The 17283-nt window shown below is 56.2% G+C and carries 15 protein-coding genes; 13 read left to right on the top strand and 2 right to left on the bottom strand.

Annotated elements, in window-relative coordinates:
• Nucleotides 1–59: 59 nt before the first annotated feature.
• The 3 genes from ACESNI_RS05020 (at nucleotide 60) to ACESNI_RS05030 (ending at nucleotide 3319) form a co-directional block, all read left to right on the top strand.
• On the top strand, nucleotides 60–968 hold the full coding sequence (locus ACESNI_RS05020; RefSeq protein WP_373085395.1) for a 2-dehydropantoate 2-reductase: 909 nt from the start codon (nucleotides 60–62) through the stop codon (nucleotides 966–968).
• A 96-nt stretch (nucleotides 969–1064) separates the two neighbouring features.
• Nucleotides 1065–2243 (top strand): MFS transporter, encoded by a 1179-nt coding sequence (locus tag ACESNI_RS05025; protein WP_373085396.1) that lies wholly within the window; start codon nucleotides 1065–1067, stop codon nucleotides 2241–2243.
• 17 nt (nucleotides 2244–2260) lie between these two features.
• Nucleotides 2261–3319, top strand: coding sequence for a DUF2332 domain-containing protein (locus ACESNI_RS05030; protein WP_373085397.1), 1059 nt, complete (start codon nucleotides 2261–2263; stop codon nucleotides 3317–3319).
• Here ACESNI_RS05030 and ACESNI_RS05035 read toward each other — a convergent pair.
• Complete coding sequence (locus ACESNI_RS05035; protein ID WP_373085398.1) at nucleotides 3316–4056, bottom strand: SDR family oxidoreductase; 741 nt, start codon at nucleotides 4054–4056, stop codon at nucleotides 3316–3318. The two genes, ACESNI_RS05030 and ACESNI_RS05035, sit on opposite strands and share 4 nt — an antisense overlap.
• Nucleotides 4057–4243: 187 nt before the next feature.
• Here ACESNI_RS05035 and ACESNI_RS05040 point away from each other — a divergent pair, with 187 nt between their 5' ends.
• Genes ACESNI_RS05040 through ACESNI_RS05055 form a run of 4 tightly spaced genes read left to right on the top strand, consistent with a single transcriptional unit; the run spans nucleotide 4244 to nucleotide 9354 of the window.
• On the top strand, nucleotides 4244–5497 hold the full coding sequence (locus tag ACESNI_RS05040; protein ID WP_373085432.1) for a sarcosine oxidase subunit beta family protein: 1254 nt from the start codon (nucleotides 4244–4246) through the stop codon (nucleotides 5495–5497).
• 35 nt (nucleotides 5498–5532) lie between these two features.
• Nucleotides 5533–5802: a sarcosine oxidase subunit delta gene (locus ACESNI_RS05045; protein WP_373085399.1), complete on the top strand. Its 270-nt coding sequence runs from the start codon at nucleotides 5533–5535 to the stop codon at nucleotides 5800–5802.
• Nucleotides 5799–8777, top strand: a complete 2979-nt coding sequence (locus ACESNI_RS05050) for a sarcosine oxidase subunit alpha family protein (RefSeq protein WP_373085400.1) — start codon at nucleotides 5799–5801, stop codon at nucleotides 8775–8777. The genes ACESNI_RS05045 and ACESNI_RS05050 overlap by 4 nt, the downstream gene beginning before the upstream one ends.
• On the top strand, nucleotides 8770–9354 hold the full coding sequence (locus ACESNI_RS05055) for a sarcosine oxidase subunit gamma (protein ID WP_373085401.1): 585 nt from the start codon (nucleotides 8770–8772) through the stop codon (nucleotides 9352–9354). Before ACESNI_RS05050 ends, ACESNI_RS05055 begins: the two co-directional genes overlap by 8 nt.
• On the opposite strand, the gene ACESNI_RS05060 is transcribed toward ACESNI_RS05055, so the two are convergent.
• A complete protein-coding gene (locus ACESNI_RS05060) occupies nucleotides 9349–9756 on the bottom strand; it encodes an HIT domain-containing protein (RefSeq protein WP_373085402.1) in 408 nt (135 codons plus the stop codon). The two genes, ACESNI_RS05055 and ACESNI_RS05060, sit on opposite strands and share 6 nt — an antisense overlap.
• Nucleotides 9757–9818: 62 nt before the next feature.
• Here ACESNI_RS05060 and ACESNI_RS05065 point away from each other — a divergent pair, with 62 nt between their 5' ends.
• From ACESNI_RS05065 to ACESNI_RS05090, 6 genes are all read left to right on the top strand, one after another.
• Nucleotides 9819–11336, top strand: coding sequence for a bifunctional UDP-sugar hydrolase/5'-nucleotidase (locus ACESNI_RS05065; protein ID WP_373085403.1), 1518 nt, complete (start codon nucleotides 9819–9821; stop codon nucleotides 11334–11336).
• A 146-nt stretch (nucleotides 11337–11482) separates the two neighbouring features.
• Nucleotides 11483–13063 carry a class I adenylate-forming enzyme family protein gene (locus tag ACESNI_RS05070; RefSeq protein WP_373085404.1) on the top strand — a complete coding sequence of 527 codons (1581 nt, stop codon included), beginning with the start codon at nucleotides 11483–11485 and terminating at the stop codon, nucleotides 13061–13063.
• Between the two features lie 166 nt (nucleotides 13064–13229).
• Nucleotides 13230–14165: a cyclopropane-fatty-acyl-phospholipid synthase family protein gene (locus ACESNI_RS05075; RefSeq protein WP_373085405.1), complete on the top strand. Its 936-nt coding sequence runs from the start codon at nucleotides 13230–13232 to the stop codon at nucleotides 14163–14165.
• 121 nt (nucleotides 14166–14286) lie between these two features.
• On the top strand, nucleotides 14287–14412 hold the full coding sequence (gene ykgO, locus ACESNI_RS05080; RefSeq protein ID WP_251937045.1) for a type B 50S ribosomal protein L36: 126 nt from the start codon (nucleotides 14287–14289) through the stop codon (nucleotides 14410–14412).
• 136 nt (nucleotides 14413–14548) lie between these two features.
• A complete protein-coding gene (locus tag ACESNI_RS05085) occupies nucleotides 14549–16039 on the top strand; it encodes an FAD-linked oxidase C-terminal domain-containing protein (RefSeq protein ID WP_373085406.1) in 1491 nt (496 codons plus the stop codon).
• Between the two features lie 5 nt (nucleotides 16040–16044).
• Nucleotides 16045–17283 carry an FAD-binding protein gene (locus ACESNI_RS05090; RefSeq protein WP_373085407.1) on the top strand — a complete coding sequence of 413 codons (1239 nt, stop codon included), beginning with the start codon at nucleotides 16045–16047 and terminating at the stop codon, nucleotides 17281–17283.

Raw genomic sequence — 17283 nt, forward strand, 5'->3', positions numbered from 1 at the left:
CTCGAACTGTTATGTCTCTTTCATTGCCGTGAATAGAGTTTCCAAAGGATAATAAAATAATGAAAATACTGATTGTTGGCGCAGGCGGGGTTGGCGGTTATTTTGGGGCCGGGCTGATCAAGGCCGCGGCGGACATTACTTTTCTGTTGCGGGAAAAGCGTCATCGTCTCATTCAGGAAAACGGACTCACGGTTGAAACGCCGGAAGGCAACTTCACGATCACGCCAAAATCTGTCACCGCAGACCAGCTCAAACCGGAGTATGACCTGATTATTCTCGCTCCCAAGGCGTTTGATCTTGAGGATTCACTGGCGTCGCTTGAAAAGGCAAGTGCAAATGGCACCTTTCTACCTTTTCTGAACGGCTTCAACCATCTTGAAGTGCTTGATGACAAATTCGGCAAGGCGCGGGTGATGGGCGGTGTGGCCCAGATCGCGGCCATGATTACCGAGACCGGTGCGGTGCGACGAATGACGGATGTCCAGGGCTTGATTGCCGGGCCGCGCAGTCCGGAGCATGAAACGCTGGCGCGAGAATTCGCTGATCTCTGTGAGAAGTCGTCCTTCAATTTTGTCTATAGCGAGACGATCGAGCTCGCCCTTTGGGAAAAATGGGTGTTTCTGGCGACGCTCGCCGGGATGACGACGCTGTGCCTCGGGTCAGTCGGAGATATCGTCGCTACCCCCTATGGCGCAGAGTTGTCGCAGAAGATGTACAGCGAATGCTGTGCTATCGCGGCGGCTAATGGCTTTCCCATTAATGCCACTGTCCAGTCCAAGGCGCTCTCTCTGCTGACCAAGGAGGGCTCCATCTTCACGGCGTCGATGATGCGCGACCTCACCTCCGGCCAGAGGACAGAGCATGAACATGTCCTCGGCGATCTGATCAGGAAGGGAACGGCGACCGATACGGACTGCGATCTGATGAAAATTGCCTACACTCATATGGCCGTGGTCAAGGCACCATAATGTCGGGCGAGACGCCAAAACAGGGGCGCCGATTTGTCGTCTTGCCCGTCAATTCTTAGCTAGGTGACGGGTAAGACATTTGCTATTCTCCCGGAAATGGAAAAAACAATAATAAAAAAGCCGTTTCCGATCTGGGCGCTTATTTCTCTCAGCTCCGCCTATTTCATCGCTGGAACGTCCAGCCTCTCGGTCATTGGCCTGACCTGGCAGATTTCCGCTGGCCTTGATGTGGCGCCGGCGGATATTGCCTTTCTGGTGACTGTTTTCGCGCTGACATTTGCCATTGCCGCCCCGCTGACGCAGGTTGTCTTCAGTCAGGTGGCGCGCATCAAGATCCTCTGCGCGGGGCTTCTGGTTCTGGCGATCGGCCTGGTTTTTGGGGCCGTCTCCACAAGTTATGAAATGCTGTTTCTGTCGCGCGGACTTATGGGTCTGGGAGCTGCGTCGATCAGTCCGATGTGCTCCGCCATCGGCGCGGGCCTTGCACCGCCGGATAAACAGGGACGGGCCATGGGGATTGTTTTCGCCGGACTAACATTTGCTTCCGTCCTTGGCGTGCCGCTGTCGGCCTATCTCGGTACCCTCATTGATTGGCGGATGGTGTTTCTGTTGCTTGCTCTCTGCGCAATTTTATCGATGGCGGCTGTCCTGATACTGGTCCGGGACCGGCAGATTGGGGCGCATATTAGTTTCGGCAACCTGCTAGAGGCCTTTACCGATAAAAGGTCTTCCATGACGATTTTGACGACCTTCCTGCAAATGACGTCGATATTCTGTACCTACGCCCTTATTGCGCCCTTCATGACCCATAAATTCGGGCTTGCTGAACAGTTGATCGCCGTTGTCATGTTGGTCTACGGGGTGAACGGGGTCCTTGGCAATATCATTGCAGGCCGCCTGAGCGACCGTTTCGGATCGACCCGGGTTATCCTGCTAAGCCTGTCCGGCCTTGGTACCGCATTTTTTATTCTCTGGGTCATTGGGGCCTCGCTGCCGCTTGCCTTTGTCGGTATTGCCTGCTGGTCCCTGTTCGGTATGATGTTCCACTCACCGCAACAGCAGAGAATAGCTAATATCGCGCCGGAACGCCGGAGCCTGCTTCTGGCACTCAATGCGGCGGCGCTCTATCTTGGTATTTCGGTGGGGTCATGGATATCCCATTTTGTCTTCGTTCGTTTTGGGTTCGAGATATTGCCGGCTGTGTCACTCTCCGTTCTTGTTTTATGTCTCGTGATCTTTTCGCTGTCGGTATATCCTGGCCGCAAGACAACTTGATCTTCCGGAGATACGAATTGACTGAAAAGGCGGTACGGCAAAGTTTTGTTCGGCAGGCGGATGCCTGTGAGGTGCTCGGTTCACCTTTTACAGCTCGCCTTTGCCGATTGGCGGGGAACCGTTTGCGGGCGGACGGAGCGGTATCCAGGCATATTTTAAGCTGGCCGGGGGATGCATCGGCACAGGGGGATTCTGTGCCGTTGCGGTTGGCGGGAGCCCTGCATGCTCTGGTCTTGCAACAACGGAACTCGCAGCTTGCCGCGCTGTATCCACCGAAAAATGACGATGTCTCCGACGCTGATCTTTGGGCCGCTGTGGTGGAAACCCTTGGCTCAGAGGAAGCCTTTATTCTCGACCGTCTTAAAGGTCCTCCCCAGACCAATGAGGTCCGGCGCGCAGGCGCGACCTTGCCGATGTTCCTTGAAGTGAACCGTCGGACAGGCCTGCCGCTGGTGCTGTCAGAAGTCGGCGCGAGTGCCGGCCTTAACCTGTTTCTTGACCAGTATCATGTTCAGCTCGGGGCGCAAAGTTGGGGTGATGCGGGCTCGCCGGTTCGGCTGGCTCCGAAATGGCGCGGGAAAGCAGTAGCGTCTGTCGCCCTTGATATCCAGTCGCGCGCCGGATGTGATTTACGTCCCGCCGATCCTGGGCTGGAGGCGGACCGGGAACGATTGATATCTTTTCTCTGGCCGGATCAGGTGGAGCGGATCGCGCGCACCCGGGCGGCGCTTCAGATCGCCGCGAAAAGTGACATCAGGGTGGTGAAGGCGGACGCGCTTGACTGGCTTGAGCAGCGTACCGCGACCGCTCAAGCCGGAGTGGCCCACGTCATCTACAGCACCATTGCCTGGCAGTATTTGCCGGAGGCGGCACGGGCGAGAGGAGAGGAAATTATTGCGGCGGCGGGCGCCCGAGCGAGCGATACCGCACCGCTTGCCTGGGCCCGAATGGAGGTTGACGGAAACTCACCCGGGGCGGGCTTGACCCTCACTCTCTGGCCCGGCGGCGAGCAACATCTGGTGGGCCGGGCCGATTTTCATGGCCGTTGGGTCGACTGGTTCGGCTGGCCGTCCTAACCTTGGGCCAGTTTTTCCATCCATGGGCGCAAATCCATTTCAAACGTCCAGGCACTCCGGGGCTGGCAATGCAGATGCCAGTAATTCTCAGCAATATCCGCAGGCTGCAAAATCCCGTCCTTTTCGCGGAGCGCATAGCGTTCCGGAAATTTTTCCGCAATAAACTGCGTGTCGATCGCCCCATCGATAATCGTATGAGCGACATGAATGCCTTTCGGGCCAAGTTCATTGGCCATGCTGCGGGCGAGGGCGCGCAATCCGTGCTTGGCCCCGGCAAAGGCCGAGAAACCGGGCCCGCCGCGAATTGAGGCGGTCGCACCGGTGAAAAGAATGGTACCTTTTTCCCTTGGGATCATGACCTTAGCTGCCTCTCTCCCCATCAGGAATCCGGCAAAACAACTCATCTCCCAGACCTTGCGGTAGACGCGGCTGGTCATCTCGGTGATCGGGAAATTGACATTGCCACCAATATTGAAGACGGCGACACCGATCGGTGCGATATCCTTCTCGATTTTTGCGAACAGCTCGATCATTTGCTCCTCGTCGCGGGCATCGGCAGGAAGGGCGTGGGCTGAGCCGCCGTCCTTCTCGATTTCTGCGGCTAACTGTTGCAGATCGTCGACGTTGCGGGCCCGCCGGACAACGCAGGTCTCGAACCCCTCTTTTGCAAATCGTTTCGCGATAGCGCCGCCCGTGGCATCCCCGGCACCGATGACGAGACAGGATTGATTGCTCATGTATAGATCCTTGAAAGTGATTGCTGCGCCGGGAAAAGCTAGCCCTGCGACTGGATAATGTCAATCATGGCGCTCTGTCGAAAATCAATGGCGCGCCCAGACAAAAAAGAAACAAAATCCTGTGTAGCTATGGGCTTGCCGCTTCTGTTACAACTGTTATCGGGATAGACGAGGGAAAAGGCGAATGGTGCGCTACTCGGCGTTTGAAATATTTAAGCAGGGCCTAACCGGACATCGGAACTGGCCGGCCCTTTGGCGCGATCCGGTGCCAAAGGAACGCTATGATGTCATCATCATCGGCGGCGGCGGGCATGGCCTCGCAACTGCCTATTATCTCGCGAAGGAGCATGGCATTACCAATGTCGCCGTGCTGGAGAAGGGCTGGCTGGGCGGGGGTAATACCGGACGCAACACGACGATTGTCCGCTCAAATTACATGATAGAGGGCAATACGGAATTTTACGAGCATTCCCTCAAGCTCTGGGAGGGTTTGTCGCAGGACCTTAACTATAATGTCATGTTCTCGCAGCGTGGCCAGTATAACACCTTCCATAACCCCGGGCAGCGCGATGTCGCCCGGCGGCGCGCAAATACCTTGCGTCTTAACGGGATAGAGGCGGAATTGATCGACGCAAAGCAGATGGCGGCAGAGGTTCCGGGCCTTGATTATTCCGCGAACGCCCGCTTTCCCATACTGGGAGCGATGTATCAGAAACGTGCCGGAACTGCCCGCCACGACGCGGTTGCCTGGGGCTACGCGCGCGGTGCCGACAGCTTTGGGGTTGATATCATTCAGAACTGCGAGGTTGGGGAATTCATACGGGATCAGGGTCGGATCACCGGTGTCCGCACTAACCGAGGGGATATCCGGGCGGACAAGGTCGGGATGGCGGTCGCCGGGCATACGTCACATGTTGCGGCCAAGGCAGGGTTGACGCTGCCGATCGAGACCCATGTGTTGCAGGCCTTCGTCTCCGAGCCGTTAAAGCCAATATTCGATACGGTCATTTCATTCGGTGCTGCGCATTTCTATATCAGCCAGTCGGACAAGGGTGGCCTTGTCATGGGCGGCGATATCGACGGTTATAATTCCTATGCCCAGCGGGGCGGGATGCCAACCATGGAACATGTTTTTGCCGCAGGCGTTTCCTTCATGCCCTATCTGTCGCGGCTCAAGATTTTGCGCCAATGGGGCGGGGTGATGGACATGACCATGGATGGAAGCCCGATCATCTGTAAGTCGCCTATTGACGGGCTCTATATCAATGGCGGTTGGTGCTATGGCGGCTTCAAGGCGACACCGGCATCGGGCTGGTGCTTCGCCCATACCATCGCCCGGGACGAGCCCCATGAATTCAATGCAAAATTCGGTCTCGACCGCTTTTCCCGCGGTTTTGCCCTTGATGAGCGCGGCGCAGGACCAACCCCTCATGCCCATTAACAGAACCGATATTTCCTTACCCCCGGAGGGCAGCCATGATCCGGATTGACTGCCCGTTCTGCGGCCCCCGCGATGAGACCGAATTCACCTATGGCGGCGATGCAAGCCGCGCCCGCCCGCCGCTCGATGAAACTTCCGAGGAGGTTTGGAATACCTATGTCTTCCTCCGCCCCAACGAGAGAGGGCTGCATGAAGAATACTGGTTTCATCAGCATGGCTGCCGCGCCTGGTTGAAAGTGACACGAGATATGGTCAGCCATGCCATCTCCGAGGTTGTTTTTGCGAGAAAAGATAAGAGCACATGAGCACGACCGGCCAAAAAATGCGCCTGGAAGGGGGCCTGATTGATCGCAATAAGCTGGTAAAATTCCGCTTTGACGGTCGCGAGTATCAAGGTTTTTCGGGGGATACACTGGCCTCGGCCTTGCTGGCGAACGGTCAGCATCTGGTCGGGCGCAGCTTTAAATATCATCGCCCGCGTGGTATATTGGCCGCCGGGGTGGAGGAGCCGAATGCACTGGTCGAGCTCGGCCAGAAAGACCGCCTGACCCCCAATGTACAGGCGACAACGCAGGAGCTTTATGACGGTCTGGTCGCTAAAAGCCAGAACCGCTGGCCGTCGCTTCGCTTTGATGCGATGGCGGTGAATAGCCTGTTCTCGCGATTTCTGTCCGCCGGGTTCTATTACAAGACCTTTATGTGGCCGGCGGGTGCCTGGGAGTTTTACGAGAAATTTATCCGCCGGGCGGCCGGAATGGGCAAGGGAACCCATCTCGCCGATCCGGACAGCTACGAGCATGTCCATGACCACGCGGATATCCTTGTCATTGGCAGCGGCCCCGCGGGACTGAGTGCGGCGCTGACGGCAGCGGAGGCGGGACGCCGGGTAGTGCTGGTCGAGCAGGATTTTACTCTTGGTGGTTCACTCCTTCAGGAGCGGGAGATGATTGCTGGCCGTGAGGGACCGGACTGGCTTGCCGAGGTAGCCGCGAAACTGGCGGCGGCGGAAAATGTCAAAATCCTGACCCGAACCACCGCCTTCGGTTATTATGAGAATAATCTGATCGGCTGTGTTGAACGGGTTCAGGACCATCTGACAACGCCGGACCTCCACCTGCCACGACAGCGATTGCGTCATATTCGGGCACAGAAAGTAATCTTGGCTACGGGGGCGTTGGAGAGGCCTTTTCTATTCAGAAACAATGACTTGCCGGGTATTCTTCTTGCTAACTCAGCGGAAACCTATGTCAACCGGTACGGGGTGCTGCCCGGACAGAAGATGGTGCTATACACCAACGGCGACAGCGCCTACCGCGTCGCGGCCTCCCTACTTGCATCCGGGGTGACGCTCACGGCGATTGTCGATCAACGGATCGATGTTCCCGCCCATAACCACCGGTTCGCCCGGGCGGCAGGTATCGCCCTTTATCCCGGGCATGCGGTGGTGGAGGCTCGTGGGCATCTTCATATTAACCGGTTAGTGATCCATAAGCACGGCAAAGACGCCCGCGCCCGCGACATTCTTCTCGACTGCGATTGCCTGATTCAGTCGGCGGGCTGGACGCCCGTTGTTCATTTGCAAAGCCAGCGTGGGATCAAGCCGGTTTATAATGCGGCACTTGATACCTATCTGCCGGGGAAATGCGCGGATACTGATCATGGGTGCGCCGGGGCCGTCGCCGGCTATGATACCGCCGAAAGTGCAGCTGTTCACGCCCATAAGGTCACGCGATACCTGCTCGGCCAGCTTAAAAAGGCACCCCGCTGTAACCTTCAGCCGGACCTTGCTGACAGAAAAGCCATTTCCTATCTTGCGAAAAGAACGAAAGCAAAATGCTTCGTTGATTTACAGCATGATGTCACGCGAAGTGATATCGAGCAGGGCATGCGCGAGGGGTTCCGCTCGCCTGAGCATGTCAAGCGCTACACGACACAGGGGATGGCCGCTGATCAGGGAAAAACAGGCAATATCAATGCTTTGAAAGTAATGTCCGAAGCGGGATCTCAGGATCATGTCACGCTTGGCACGACAACCTTTCGGCCGCCCTTTACACCCTTGACCATCGGCGCGGTGGCCGGGCGCGCCATCGGCGGCGAGTTGCGCCCGACCCGGTTAAGCCCGTTTCATGAATGCCATATCCGGGCGGGGGCAGAGTTTATCACCGCCGGAGACTGGCTACGCAGCTGGTACTATCCGAAACCCGGGGAGGATGCCACAGCAGCCTATATTCGCGAAGCGAGAGAGGTGCGCGAAACCGCTGGAATGGTCGATGTTTCAAGCCTTGGCAAAATCGACATGCAGGGGCCGGATGTCGCGGAATTTCTCAACCGGATTTATATAAATGGCTGGAAAACGCTTCCCGTCGGCAAGGCACGTTATGGCCTGATGCTGCGCGATGATGGCATGGTCATGGATGATGGCACGACCTGGCGGCTGGATGAAAATCATTACTTCATGACAACGACGACTACGGGAGCCGGCACCGTCATGCGGCATCTGGAATATCTGCTGCAAGTCGACTGGCCGGAGTTGAAGGTGCATGTGACTTCGGTCAGTGATGAATGGGCCGGGGTGGCGATTGCCGGACCCCGAAGCCGGGCGGTGCTGGCCTCCAGTTTTCCGGGGACTGACGTGAGCACGGAGGCCATTCCGCACATGGGTGTGGCAGAGTTCCAGCAGGACGGCCTGCCGGTCCGCATCTGCCGTTTGAGTTTTTCGGGCGAGCTAGCCTATGAGGTTTATACCCGCTCGGGATATGCGGAACTTCTTTGGCAGATCCTGATTGAGGGCGGCAGAACCCACGAGTTGAAGCTTTATGGCTCGGAGGCTCTTGGCGCGCTCCGTATCGAAAAGGGGCATGTAGCGGGGCCAGAACTGGACGGGCGCACCACAGCTGACGATCTTGGCCTTGGCGGCATGCAAAGCACGAAGAAAGCCTATGTGGGCAGCGTACTCAAAAACCGTGAGGGCCTCACCCGCGACGACCGGCGTCAGCTTGTGGGGCTGGCCCCGGTCGACGGATCTATCGCGCTCAAAGCGGGGTATATTCTGTTCGAGGGGGACGGCCGGACGCCGTTCGGTCATGGCATCGGTCATGTCACCTCCGTCACTTATAGCCCCGTACTCGGAAAACATATTGCGCTTGCCTTGCTTGCTGAAGGCCGGGCACGGGAAGGGACGTTGATCCGGGCTGTGGATGATTTAAGTCAAAGCTCCATTGATGTTAAGGTCTGCTCGCCGCATTTTTTCGATCCAAAGGGGGAGCGGCTTCATGCTTGAACGAAAATCTCCCCTCAGCCGCAAACGCGTTTTCGGAAAATTTGGAAATCCATCTCAGGAAATCGGTGTAACGATAAAGGAAATAAAGGATTTCTCCTATCTCGAGATGGCGGTATGGGATCCGGACTCGATGAGCCTTCGATCGAAACTCTCTGAGCTTCTGACGATCCGCGACCTTCCCCGGACGGGAAAATCGCTGCCCCTGAAGGGTGGGGTACTGCTCCGGGTGGGGCCAGACCGTATTGCCTATCTCGGCGAGGACGGTCCGGCGGCAATACTGGAAGCGGCGGTTGCCGTCGAGGAAGGCAGTGTCGTTCTTCTCAGCCATAGCCGTTGCTACCTGCGGCTTGGCGGTCCCAGGGTACGAAACCTGCTGCGACGCGGGCTGCGTATTGATCTGAACGAGGAAAGCTTCGCCGTTGGTGATACCGCTTTCACGGAACTGCACGGACTTGGCGTGCTGTTGATCCGGCGTGAAACCGATCAGTTCGACCTTATTTTCATGCGGACGACGGCGCAGAATGTTTGGCACTGGCTCACCATAACGGCAGCTCAATTCGGCTACGAGGTTTCATGATTTCAGGAAGCCATCGCGGATCAGGCCGACCGTCTGCTGAAAGTCTCCGTCGCCATAGGCAACCGCATCACCCTTCCCCCAAACCGGCGCGGGCCAGGCATGGTCGTTGGGAGATCGGGCGATAACGTGAATATGCAGTTGCGGAACCATATTGCCGAGCGCCGCCACATTGACCTTATGGGCATCAAAAATGTCCGCAATCAGGGTCGAGGCTTGCCTAATTTCTGTCATCAATATCTGGTAATCAGCTTCATCAAGATCATGGAGCTCGACAAGGTTCGGGCGCGCTGGAACCAGAACGATCCAAGGATAGCGTGCATCGTTGATCAGTAGAACGCGCGATAATGTCAGGGGCAGGATATCGAAACTGTCCTTGGCGAGTTGCGGATGAAGCTGGAACATTGCTGATTTTCCTGAAATAATGATGGGCAAATTATAGGGACATAGCGGGTAGGGAGATACTCATGAAAATACAGATGTTTTCCAAAACGTTCTTTGTGGCACTGGCCTCGGCTTTCCTGCTGCTTGCCGCGTCGGCATCGGCCGATCCGACAAAGATTACTTTCCTGCATACGAATGATATTTACCACACCTCCGGGATCAACGGAAATGGTGGATTCGCGGAGCTTGCGACCCTGATGAAAGCGGAACGCGAACGATCTCCCAACATCGTAACGACCTTCGGCGGCGACCTGATTTCGCCCTCAATCATGTCCGGCCTGAGCAAGGGGAAGGAAATGATCGCGCTCGTGAATATGATTGAAACGGATGTTGCGGTGCTTGGGAACCATGAATTTGATTTTGGCCCCGACGTGACAGCGGAGCGGGTATCCGAATCGACCTTTCCCTGGCTCGCAACCAATGTTTTCGACGAGACCGGCGAAGTCGCCGTCGGCGGTAAGTCGACACTGATAATGGATGTTGGCAGCTTCAAGGTCGGGTTTTTCGGCATCCTGACCCCGCAAACCGTCAGTCTATCCGCACCCGGTAAGGATATCGTTTTTGGGAATGTTGTCGAGACCGCCAACAAAGCGGTCAAATCGCTGCAGGATGAGGGCGCGGAAATTATCGTGGCGCTCACCCATATGAATATGTCGGACGATGTTGACCTGACGGCAGAGGTAAAGGGGCTGACTGCCATTCTGGCCGGTCATGATCATGTCCCGGCGACCTTCATGCGCAACGGGGTTGTGGTGATGCAGTCCGGCTCCGACGGGGCCTATTTGGGGGTTCTGGATCTTGATGTTGAATGGATCGAGAGCCGGGGCAAGAAGCGCTTGTCGGTGTTGCCAAGCTGGAAAATGGTGGCAACGCGCGGCGTCACGCAGGATCCGGAAATTGCCGCGACGGTCGCCAAATATGAAGCTGATCTCGATAAGCAGCTTGGTAACGCCATCGGCCGAACAATGGTACAGCTCGATAGTCGCCGGGGGACCGTTCGCACCCGGGAAGCCGTCATTGGTGATCTGATCGCCGATGCGATACGCGAGGATGTCAAGGCTGATATCGGTTTCACAAATGGCGGCGGGATTCGCGGCGACAAGGTTTATGACCCCGGCACCGTGCTGACCCGCAAAGACATCCTGACGGAATTGCCCTTTGGTAATGTCACGGTACTTCTTGAGCTTACCGGCAAGGATGTGAAGGAAATGGTGGAAACAGGTGTTTCCGAAGTGGAAGATGCGGCCGGGCGGTTCGGCCAGTATTCCGGCCTCGCGTTCACCTATGACAAGACGAAACCAGTTGGGGAGCGGGTCGTTGAGATCAAGGTTGGTGGAAAGACTCTCGACTTGGAAAAAACCTATACGGTGGCGACAAATGATTATGTGGCCGGGGGCGGGGATGGCTATGCGGTCCTGAAAGGCAAGAAGCAACTGATCGATGCCTCGGGCGGGACGTTGATGGCCACGACCGTCATGAATTATATCAAGGCGCGCGGCGAAGTGAGCCCGGCAATTGACGGCCGGATCTCGGAAAAATAGCTTTTAACTTTTCACGCCAAAATTTTTTCTATCCGCTTCTTTGCTTTTCATCAAAAGAAGCGGGTAGTATTCTTCGGACAGATTAATCACGGATGACGGGGCTCCTAAGCCGTCACGGTACCTGAAGGACAATAACGGGAGAGATCATGGGTCAGTCAAGCGCCGTTGAAACCGGTAAGGATGAGTTTGGGTTCGTCCACTATGCGGAACGCATGAGACGCGCCGCGGCGGCCAACCCGGAGCTTGAGGTTGTGAAATGCGGGGACGAGGTACGGACCTGGTCGGAATTCCTGCCCCGTATCAACCAGATTGCCAACATGTTGGCGGCGCGGGGGCTCGGCAGGGGGGACATGGTGGCAGTCCTTGCCAAAAGCAGTATCGAGTATCTCGAGGTCTTTCTGGGCGCGCTGGAGGCGGGACTGTGCATTGTCCCACTCTCGGGCATGGCCTCTTCCGACCAGTTGGAGGTGATGATCCGCGATTCTGGCGCCAAGCTTGTTTTCGTCTCGGAGACGACGAAATCCCTGATTGAACCGTTCAAGGGGAATATCGCCGCCGTTCCAGCGGATGGCTATGTCGCCTTTGATTTTAGCGGTCCGGGATGGACTGGGTATGAACTATTCATAGAAGGCGCGTCCACGGATCCGCTCTATGTGGATGTGCAGCCGACAGATGCCTTCAACTTGATCTATAGCTCCGGCACGACCGGGGTGCCAAAGGGGATCGTGCAGAGCCAGAAAATGCGCAGCCAGCATATATTCCGCTTTCTCGGCATGGGAATCACCAAAGACGCAGTTACGCTCGTCTCGACGGCCCTTTACTCCAACACAACGCTGGTTGCCCTGTTGCCAACCCTCGCTCTCGGTGGCCGGATCGTTGTCATGCCGAAGTTCGATGTTGAGGGTTTTCTGATCCTCGCCGAGAAGGAAAAAGTGACCCATGCCATGCTGGTGCCCGTGCAGTATCAGCGCATTCTCGCCCATCCGGAGTTTGACAAATATGATCTCCGTCATTTCGAGGTCAAGTTGTCAACCAGTGCGCCACTGCGCGAGAAGATAAAGCAGGATATCATAACCCGATGGCCTGGCAAGATGATCGAGATTTACGGTCTTACCGAGGGCGGCATCAGCACGTCCCTGTCGGCCACAGAATTCCCCAACAAGCTAGCCTCTGTTGGGCGCGCCGGGGAGGGGGTCGACCTTCGGGTTATCAATGAAAAAGGGGTTGAGCTCAATCAGGGTGAGATCGGCGAAATTGTCGGCCGTTCCGATGCGATGATGACTGGATATCATGGCCGTCAGGATTTGACCGATGACATGATCTGGCACTCGCCGGAGGGCCAGGCCTTCCATAAAAGCGGCGATATGGGTCGCTTCGATGAAGACGGGTTCCTGTTTCTGCTCGATCGTAAGAAGGACATGATTATTTCCGGTGGCTTCAATATTTATGCGGCTGATATCGAGGTCGAACTGGCGCGCCATGAGGCCGTCGCCGATGTTGCCGTGATTGGTATTCCAAGTGATGTATGGGGCGAAACCCCGCTTGCCCTTGTGGTGAGGTCGCCCGGCTCCGGCATCGCGGAAGCGGCCCTGAAAGATTGGGTGAATGCGCGGCTTGGCAAAACCCAGCGGGTGGCCTTCATTGAGTTCCGTGATGCTCTTCCCCGAAATACAATCGGCAAGGTTATGAAACGTGAACTGCGGTTGCCCTACTGGGAAAATGTATAGCCAACATTCGGGTGTCGCCTGTCTCTCAAACTTTATAAGCATCCGTTGATTTACGGAGAGTTAATCTATTTTTGCGATTATCCTTGTTTGGAAATCGGCCAAAGACTTTTCTCCTTTGTGGAGATAGAGTAAAGTGGATGTTGAAATAGACTGAATGAACGGGGACATGGAGCGACCAGAAGCCAATATAAAGCCCGATAAGGCTTTTAAAAAGCGATTGAAGTCCTGGTGGAACGGGGACGAGTCTCCACGGCCCGATGTGGCGTTTGCGAAAAAGATGACGAAAATTGGTGGGTCGGTTGAAAATGACGGTCCGCCAACTGTCAACGGCTGGAGCTTGAGCCGCCAACAGTCGGTTGTCACCCTGTTTGGAGAAGGAATGACCCGTTGCATTCCCGATGATGTCAAATCGCGGATGACGCAGCCGCTCGGTATCAATAAAACGCTGAGTGTCAGCGAACTCGGTAGCGGCCTTGGTGGTTTCGCGCGCTGGGTAGCCTCTGAGTATAATGCTTACGTGACCGGCTATGATGAAGATCCGACGCTTCAGGACGCTGCCATTGAAATGACAACCATGGCGGGACTCAATCGCAAAGTAAATTTCTTTCATGGTGATTTTGAGAATTTCGCCCCGAAAGAACGCTCGGCCAATATCGTGTATGCCGCCGAGGCGCTATTCTGCGTCAAAAACAAGCGGGACTGCTTCACGACGATACGGCGGATGCTGAAACCTCCCGGACAGTTCATGATGTCTGATTACATGCTCGATGGCGTGGCGGCGGACGATCCTGTCCTTGCCGACTGGCAAAAAGCTGAGCCGCTGACCCCTCATTTGCTGGATGTGCAGGAGACCCGGAAGTTGCTCACGGATATTGGCTTCGAGGTCAGCATCGCCGAAAATGTGACCGATACTTACAAGGCAAATGTTCTGAGGGCCTTTTCCGACTATGCCAAACGGACCGGTAACGGAGAAAAAAGCGGACATTTGCATGGCTGGATATTAAAGGAAGGCGAACTCTGGACCCGGCGCATCCAGATGATGGACGAAGGGCATTTGAAAGTCTTTCGTATCTATGCGCGCTCCCGAGTGGAGATATTCTGAAATTCCGGGCCCTCGAATTCCTGCATTTCTTCCTGAAAAGGGAGTTATTCGCCATTGACAGGGAGGGCAGAGGCAATTATGTTCCGGCCTTCAAATTAATTCAGTTGTTAGGATCTGGACAATGAAAGTCTTGAACTCGCTCAAGTCGGCGAAGAAACGCCATCGCGATTGCCGCGTTGTCCGTCGCAAGGGCCGCGTATATGTTATCAACAAAACAAATCCCCGCTTTAAAGCGCGTCAGGGCTGATCCTCCGGGCAAGGCTCCTGTTTCTGTAATGTGAAAAAAACCGTAGAACCCAGGTTCTGGCGGTTTTTTTATTTGCATCAGGCTCGGTTTGCGCCTTATGTCAACGGCATACCTCACAAACCCGACGGGAGCCGTCATGCTTATGCCAAAACCAAACCAGGATGTTCTCGCCAAGCGTGATTATCTGGTCGGTGAGCTTCGTAAAATTCTGCGTGGCCCCGAAGCGGTCATAGATGACGCAGCGGATTTGCGGGCGTTTGAATGTGATGGTCTGAGTGCGTATCGTCAGTTACCGATGATTGCAGTTTTGCCGTCAACGGTTGCCGAAATCTCCGAAGTCCTCAAATTCTGCGCCGCAGAGCAGGTGAATGTCGTGCCGCGCGGGGCCGGGACCTCGCTTTCCGGCGGCGCCCTGCCGCTCGCCGACGGTGTCTTGCTCGGGCTTGGCAAGTTCAACAAAATCCTTGAAATCGATTATGACAATCGCTGCATCGTTGCCCAGCCCGGCGTGACCAACCTCGCCATCACTGATGCGGTGCGGGCGGATGGGTTTTACTACGCGCCGGATCCATCCAGCCAGATTGCCTGCACCATTGGCGGCAACGTCGCGGAAAATTCGGGCGGGGTGCATTGCTTGAAATATGGCCTCACGACCCACAATCTCCTTGGGGTGGAAATGGTAACCATGGAGGGAGAAATCATTCGCCTTGGCGGCAAGCATCTGGACGCGGAGGGATATGACCTGCTCGGGGTGATAACCGGGTCGGAAGGGTTGCTTGGGGTTATTACCGAGGTGACAGTGCGAATCCTGCGCAGCGCAGAGCATATTTCCGCGCAGCTGATCGGCTTTCCCTCCAGTGAACAGGCCGGGGAATGTGTCGGGCAGATTATCGCGGCCGGGATCATTCCTGCTGGCATGGAGATGATGGATCGCTATGCCATTCATGCCGCCGAGGAATTCTGTCATGCGGGCTATCCGCTTGATGTCGCGGCTTTGCTGATTGTCGAGCTTGACGGCCCGTCGGTGGAGATCGAGTATTACTCCGCCGAGATTGAGAAAATTGCGACGAGATGCGGCGCCACTGTTAACCGGCGGAGCCAAAATGACGAGGAACGTCATGCCTTTTGGGCCGGACGCAAAGCAGCGTTTCCGGCGGTTGGCCGCATCTCGCCTGATTATATGTGCATGGACGGGACCATACCGCGCGGCCAACTCCCCCTTGTTCTCGCCCGGATGACAAAATTGTCGAAGCAATATGGCTTGCGCGTCGCTAATGTATTTCATGCGGGCGACGGCAATTTGCATCCGTTGATCCTGTTCGATGCCAATAAACCCGGTGAGCTTGAAGCCTGCGAGGCGTTCGGCGCTGATATCCTCAGGCTCTGTGTCGAGGTCGGCGGTGTGCTGACCGGCGAGCATGGCGTTGGCATCGAAAAGCGGGACCTGATGGGGGAAATGTTCTCGGAAGATGATTTGAAACAGCAGCAGCGATTAAAATGTGCCTTTGATCCCGAAGGGCGGCTTAATCCCGGAAAAGTCTTCCCCATCCTGCATCGTTGCGCCGAACTCGGCAAGATGCATGTACATAACGGAGAGTTACCCTTTCCGAACCTCCCGAGGTTTTAGCATCGATGGATATTGCTAGAATAAGCTCAGACGACCAAATTCAGGAGATTCTCGACTGGGCGCTTGCCGGGGGGCATAGTCTCTCACTACAGGGGAATGGCTCGAAGGCTGGTATCGGCCGGCCCGTGACCGCCGACGCAACTCTGGACCTGTCCGGTCTCACCGGGGTCGAGCTTTACGAGCACGCGGAGCTGGTGATGAAGGCAAAGGCGGGCACCCCGATTTCCGACATAAAAGCGCTGCTTGACGACGGCGGGCAGCGGTTGGCGTTCGATCCGCCGGACTATGGCCCTCTACTGGGGGGCGAAGCCGGGCTAGGGACATTGGGCGGGATTTTTTCCTGTAATCTTTCCGGCCCGTCCCGCATCAAGGCGGGGAGCGCCCGCGACCATCTTCTCGGGGTGAGCGGCTTTACCGGCCGTGGGCAGACGTTCCAGACCGGCAGCCGGGTGATGAAAAATGTGACTGGATATGATCTTTGCAAACTTGTGGCGGGGAGCTACGGAACACTGGTGATCGCCACCAGCCTGACGTTCAAGGTTCTGCCCCGGCCTGAAAAAATCCGCACCCTCTTGCTCTATGGTACCACGCTTGAGGCGGCGGTCCCGATCCTGCGCGATGGGCTGTCGTCGATGCATGATGTCGCCGCCGCGACCTGGCTGCCGAGCAGGATTGCTGCCAAGTCGGCCATCGAATATGTATCGACCCCCGGCGCCTCCGTACTCGCGCTCAAAATCGAGGGGCCGGGCCCCTCCGTTGAATTCCGCTGCGACGCGATCCGGCAGATGCTGGCGGCCTATGGGAAGGTTGAGGAATTACACAGCCATAATTCGGCGGAGTTCTGGCAGTTCGTTGGCAATGTAACAGCTTTTTCCGGGGTGACGACGCCGGTGTGGAAGCTTTCCGTGCCGCCTGCGAATGCTGTTCAGATACTTTCCCGCCTTGAGGCGGAGACAGGAGAAGCTGATTTTTATCTCGACTGGGCAGGGGGTCTGATCTGGCTGCAAATGGCGGAGGATCATACGGATGGCGGCGCGGCGCAAATCCGTGCGGCCCTTGATGGCGCAGGTCATGCAACCCTCATTCGCGGGAGTGTGGAATTGCGCGGGAACATTGAGCCTTTCCATCCTCAACCGCCCGCCATCCGCAAGCTCACCGAACGGATCAAGGACGCGTTTGATCCGGAGAATATTCTCAACCCGGGCCGGATGTATCCATTTTCGACGTCTGAGGGGAAAACGTAA

The organism is Sneathiella sp., assembly GCF_041689005.1.
Taxonomy (GTDB): domain Bacteria; phylum Pseudomonadota; class Alphaproteobacteria; order Sneathiellales; family Sneathiellaceae; genus Sneathiella.

Excerpts from the sequence above, each read along its gene's own strand:
- ACESNI_RS05065 (WP_373085403.1), top strand. The coding sequence starts at position 9,819 with ATGAAAATACAGATGTTTTCCAAAACGTTCTTTGTGGCACTGGCCTCG.
- ACESNI_RS05045 (WP_373085399.1), top strand. The coding sequence starts at position 5,533 with ATGATCCGGATTGACTGCCCGTTCTGCGGCCCCCGCGATGAGACCGAA.
- ykgO (WP_251937045.1), top strand. The coding sequence starts at position 14,287 with ATGAAAGTCTTGAACTCGCTCAAGTCGGCGAAGAAACGCCATCGCGAT.
- ACESNI_RS05060 (WP_373085402.1), bottom strand. The coding sequence starts at position 9,756 with ATGTTCCAGCTTCATCCGCAACTCGCCAAGGACAGTTTCGATATCCTG.
- ACESNI_RS05020 (WP_373085395.1), top strand. The coding sequence starts at position 60 with ATGAAAATACTGATTGTTGGCGCAGGCGGGGTTGGCGGTTATTTTGGG.
- ACESNI_RS05075 (WP_373085405.1), top strand. The coding sequence starts at position 13,230 with ATGGAGCGACCAGAAGCCAATATAAAGCCCGATAAGGCTTTTAAAAAG.
- ACESNI_RS05055 (WP_373085401.1), top strand. The coding sequence starts at position 8,770 with ATGCTTGAACGAAAATCTCCCCTCAGCCGCAAACGCGTTTTCGGAAAA.
- ACESNI_RS05035 (WP_373085398.1), bottom strand. The coding sequence starts at position 4,056 with ATGAGCAATCAATCCTGTCTCGTCATCGGTGCCGGGGATGCCACGGGC.
- ACESNI_RS05050 (WP_373085400.1), top strand. The coding sequence starts at position 5,799 with ATGAGCACGACCGGCCAAAAAATGCGCCTGGAAGGGGGCCTGATTGAT.
- ACESNI_RS05090 (WP_373085407.1), top strand. The coding sequence starts at position 16,045 with ATGGATATTGCTAGAATAAGCTCAGACGACCAAATTCAGGAGATTCTC.
- ACESNI_RS05025 (WP_373085396.1), top strand. The coding sequence starts at position 1,065 with ATGGAAAAAACAATAATAAAAAAGCCGTTTCCGATCTGGGCGCTTATT.
- ACESNI_RS05085 (WP_373085406.1), top strand. The coding sequence starts at position 14,549 with ATGCTTATGCCAAAACCAAACCAGGATGTTCTCGCCAAGCGTGATTAT.
- ACESNI_RS05070 (WP_373085404.1), top strand. The coding sequence starts at position 11,483 with ATGGGTCAGTCAAGCGCCGTTGAAACCGGTAAGGATGAGTTTGGGTTC.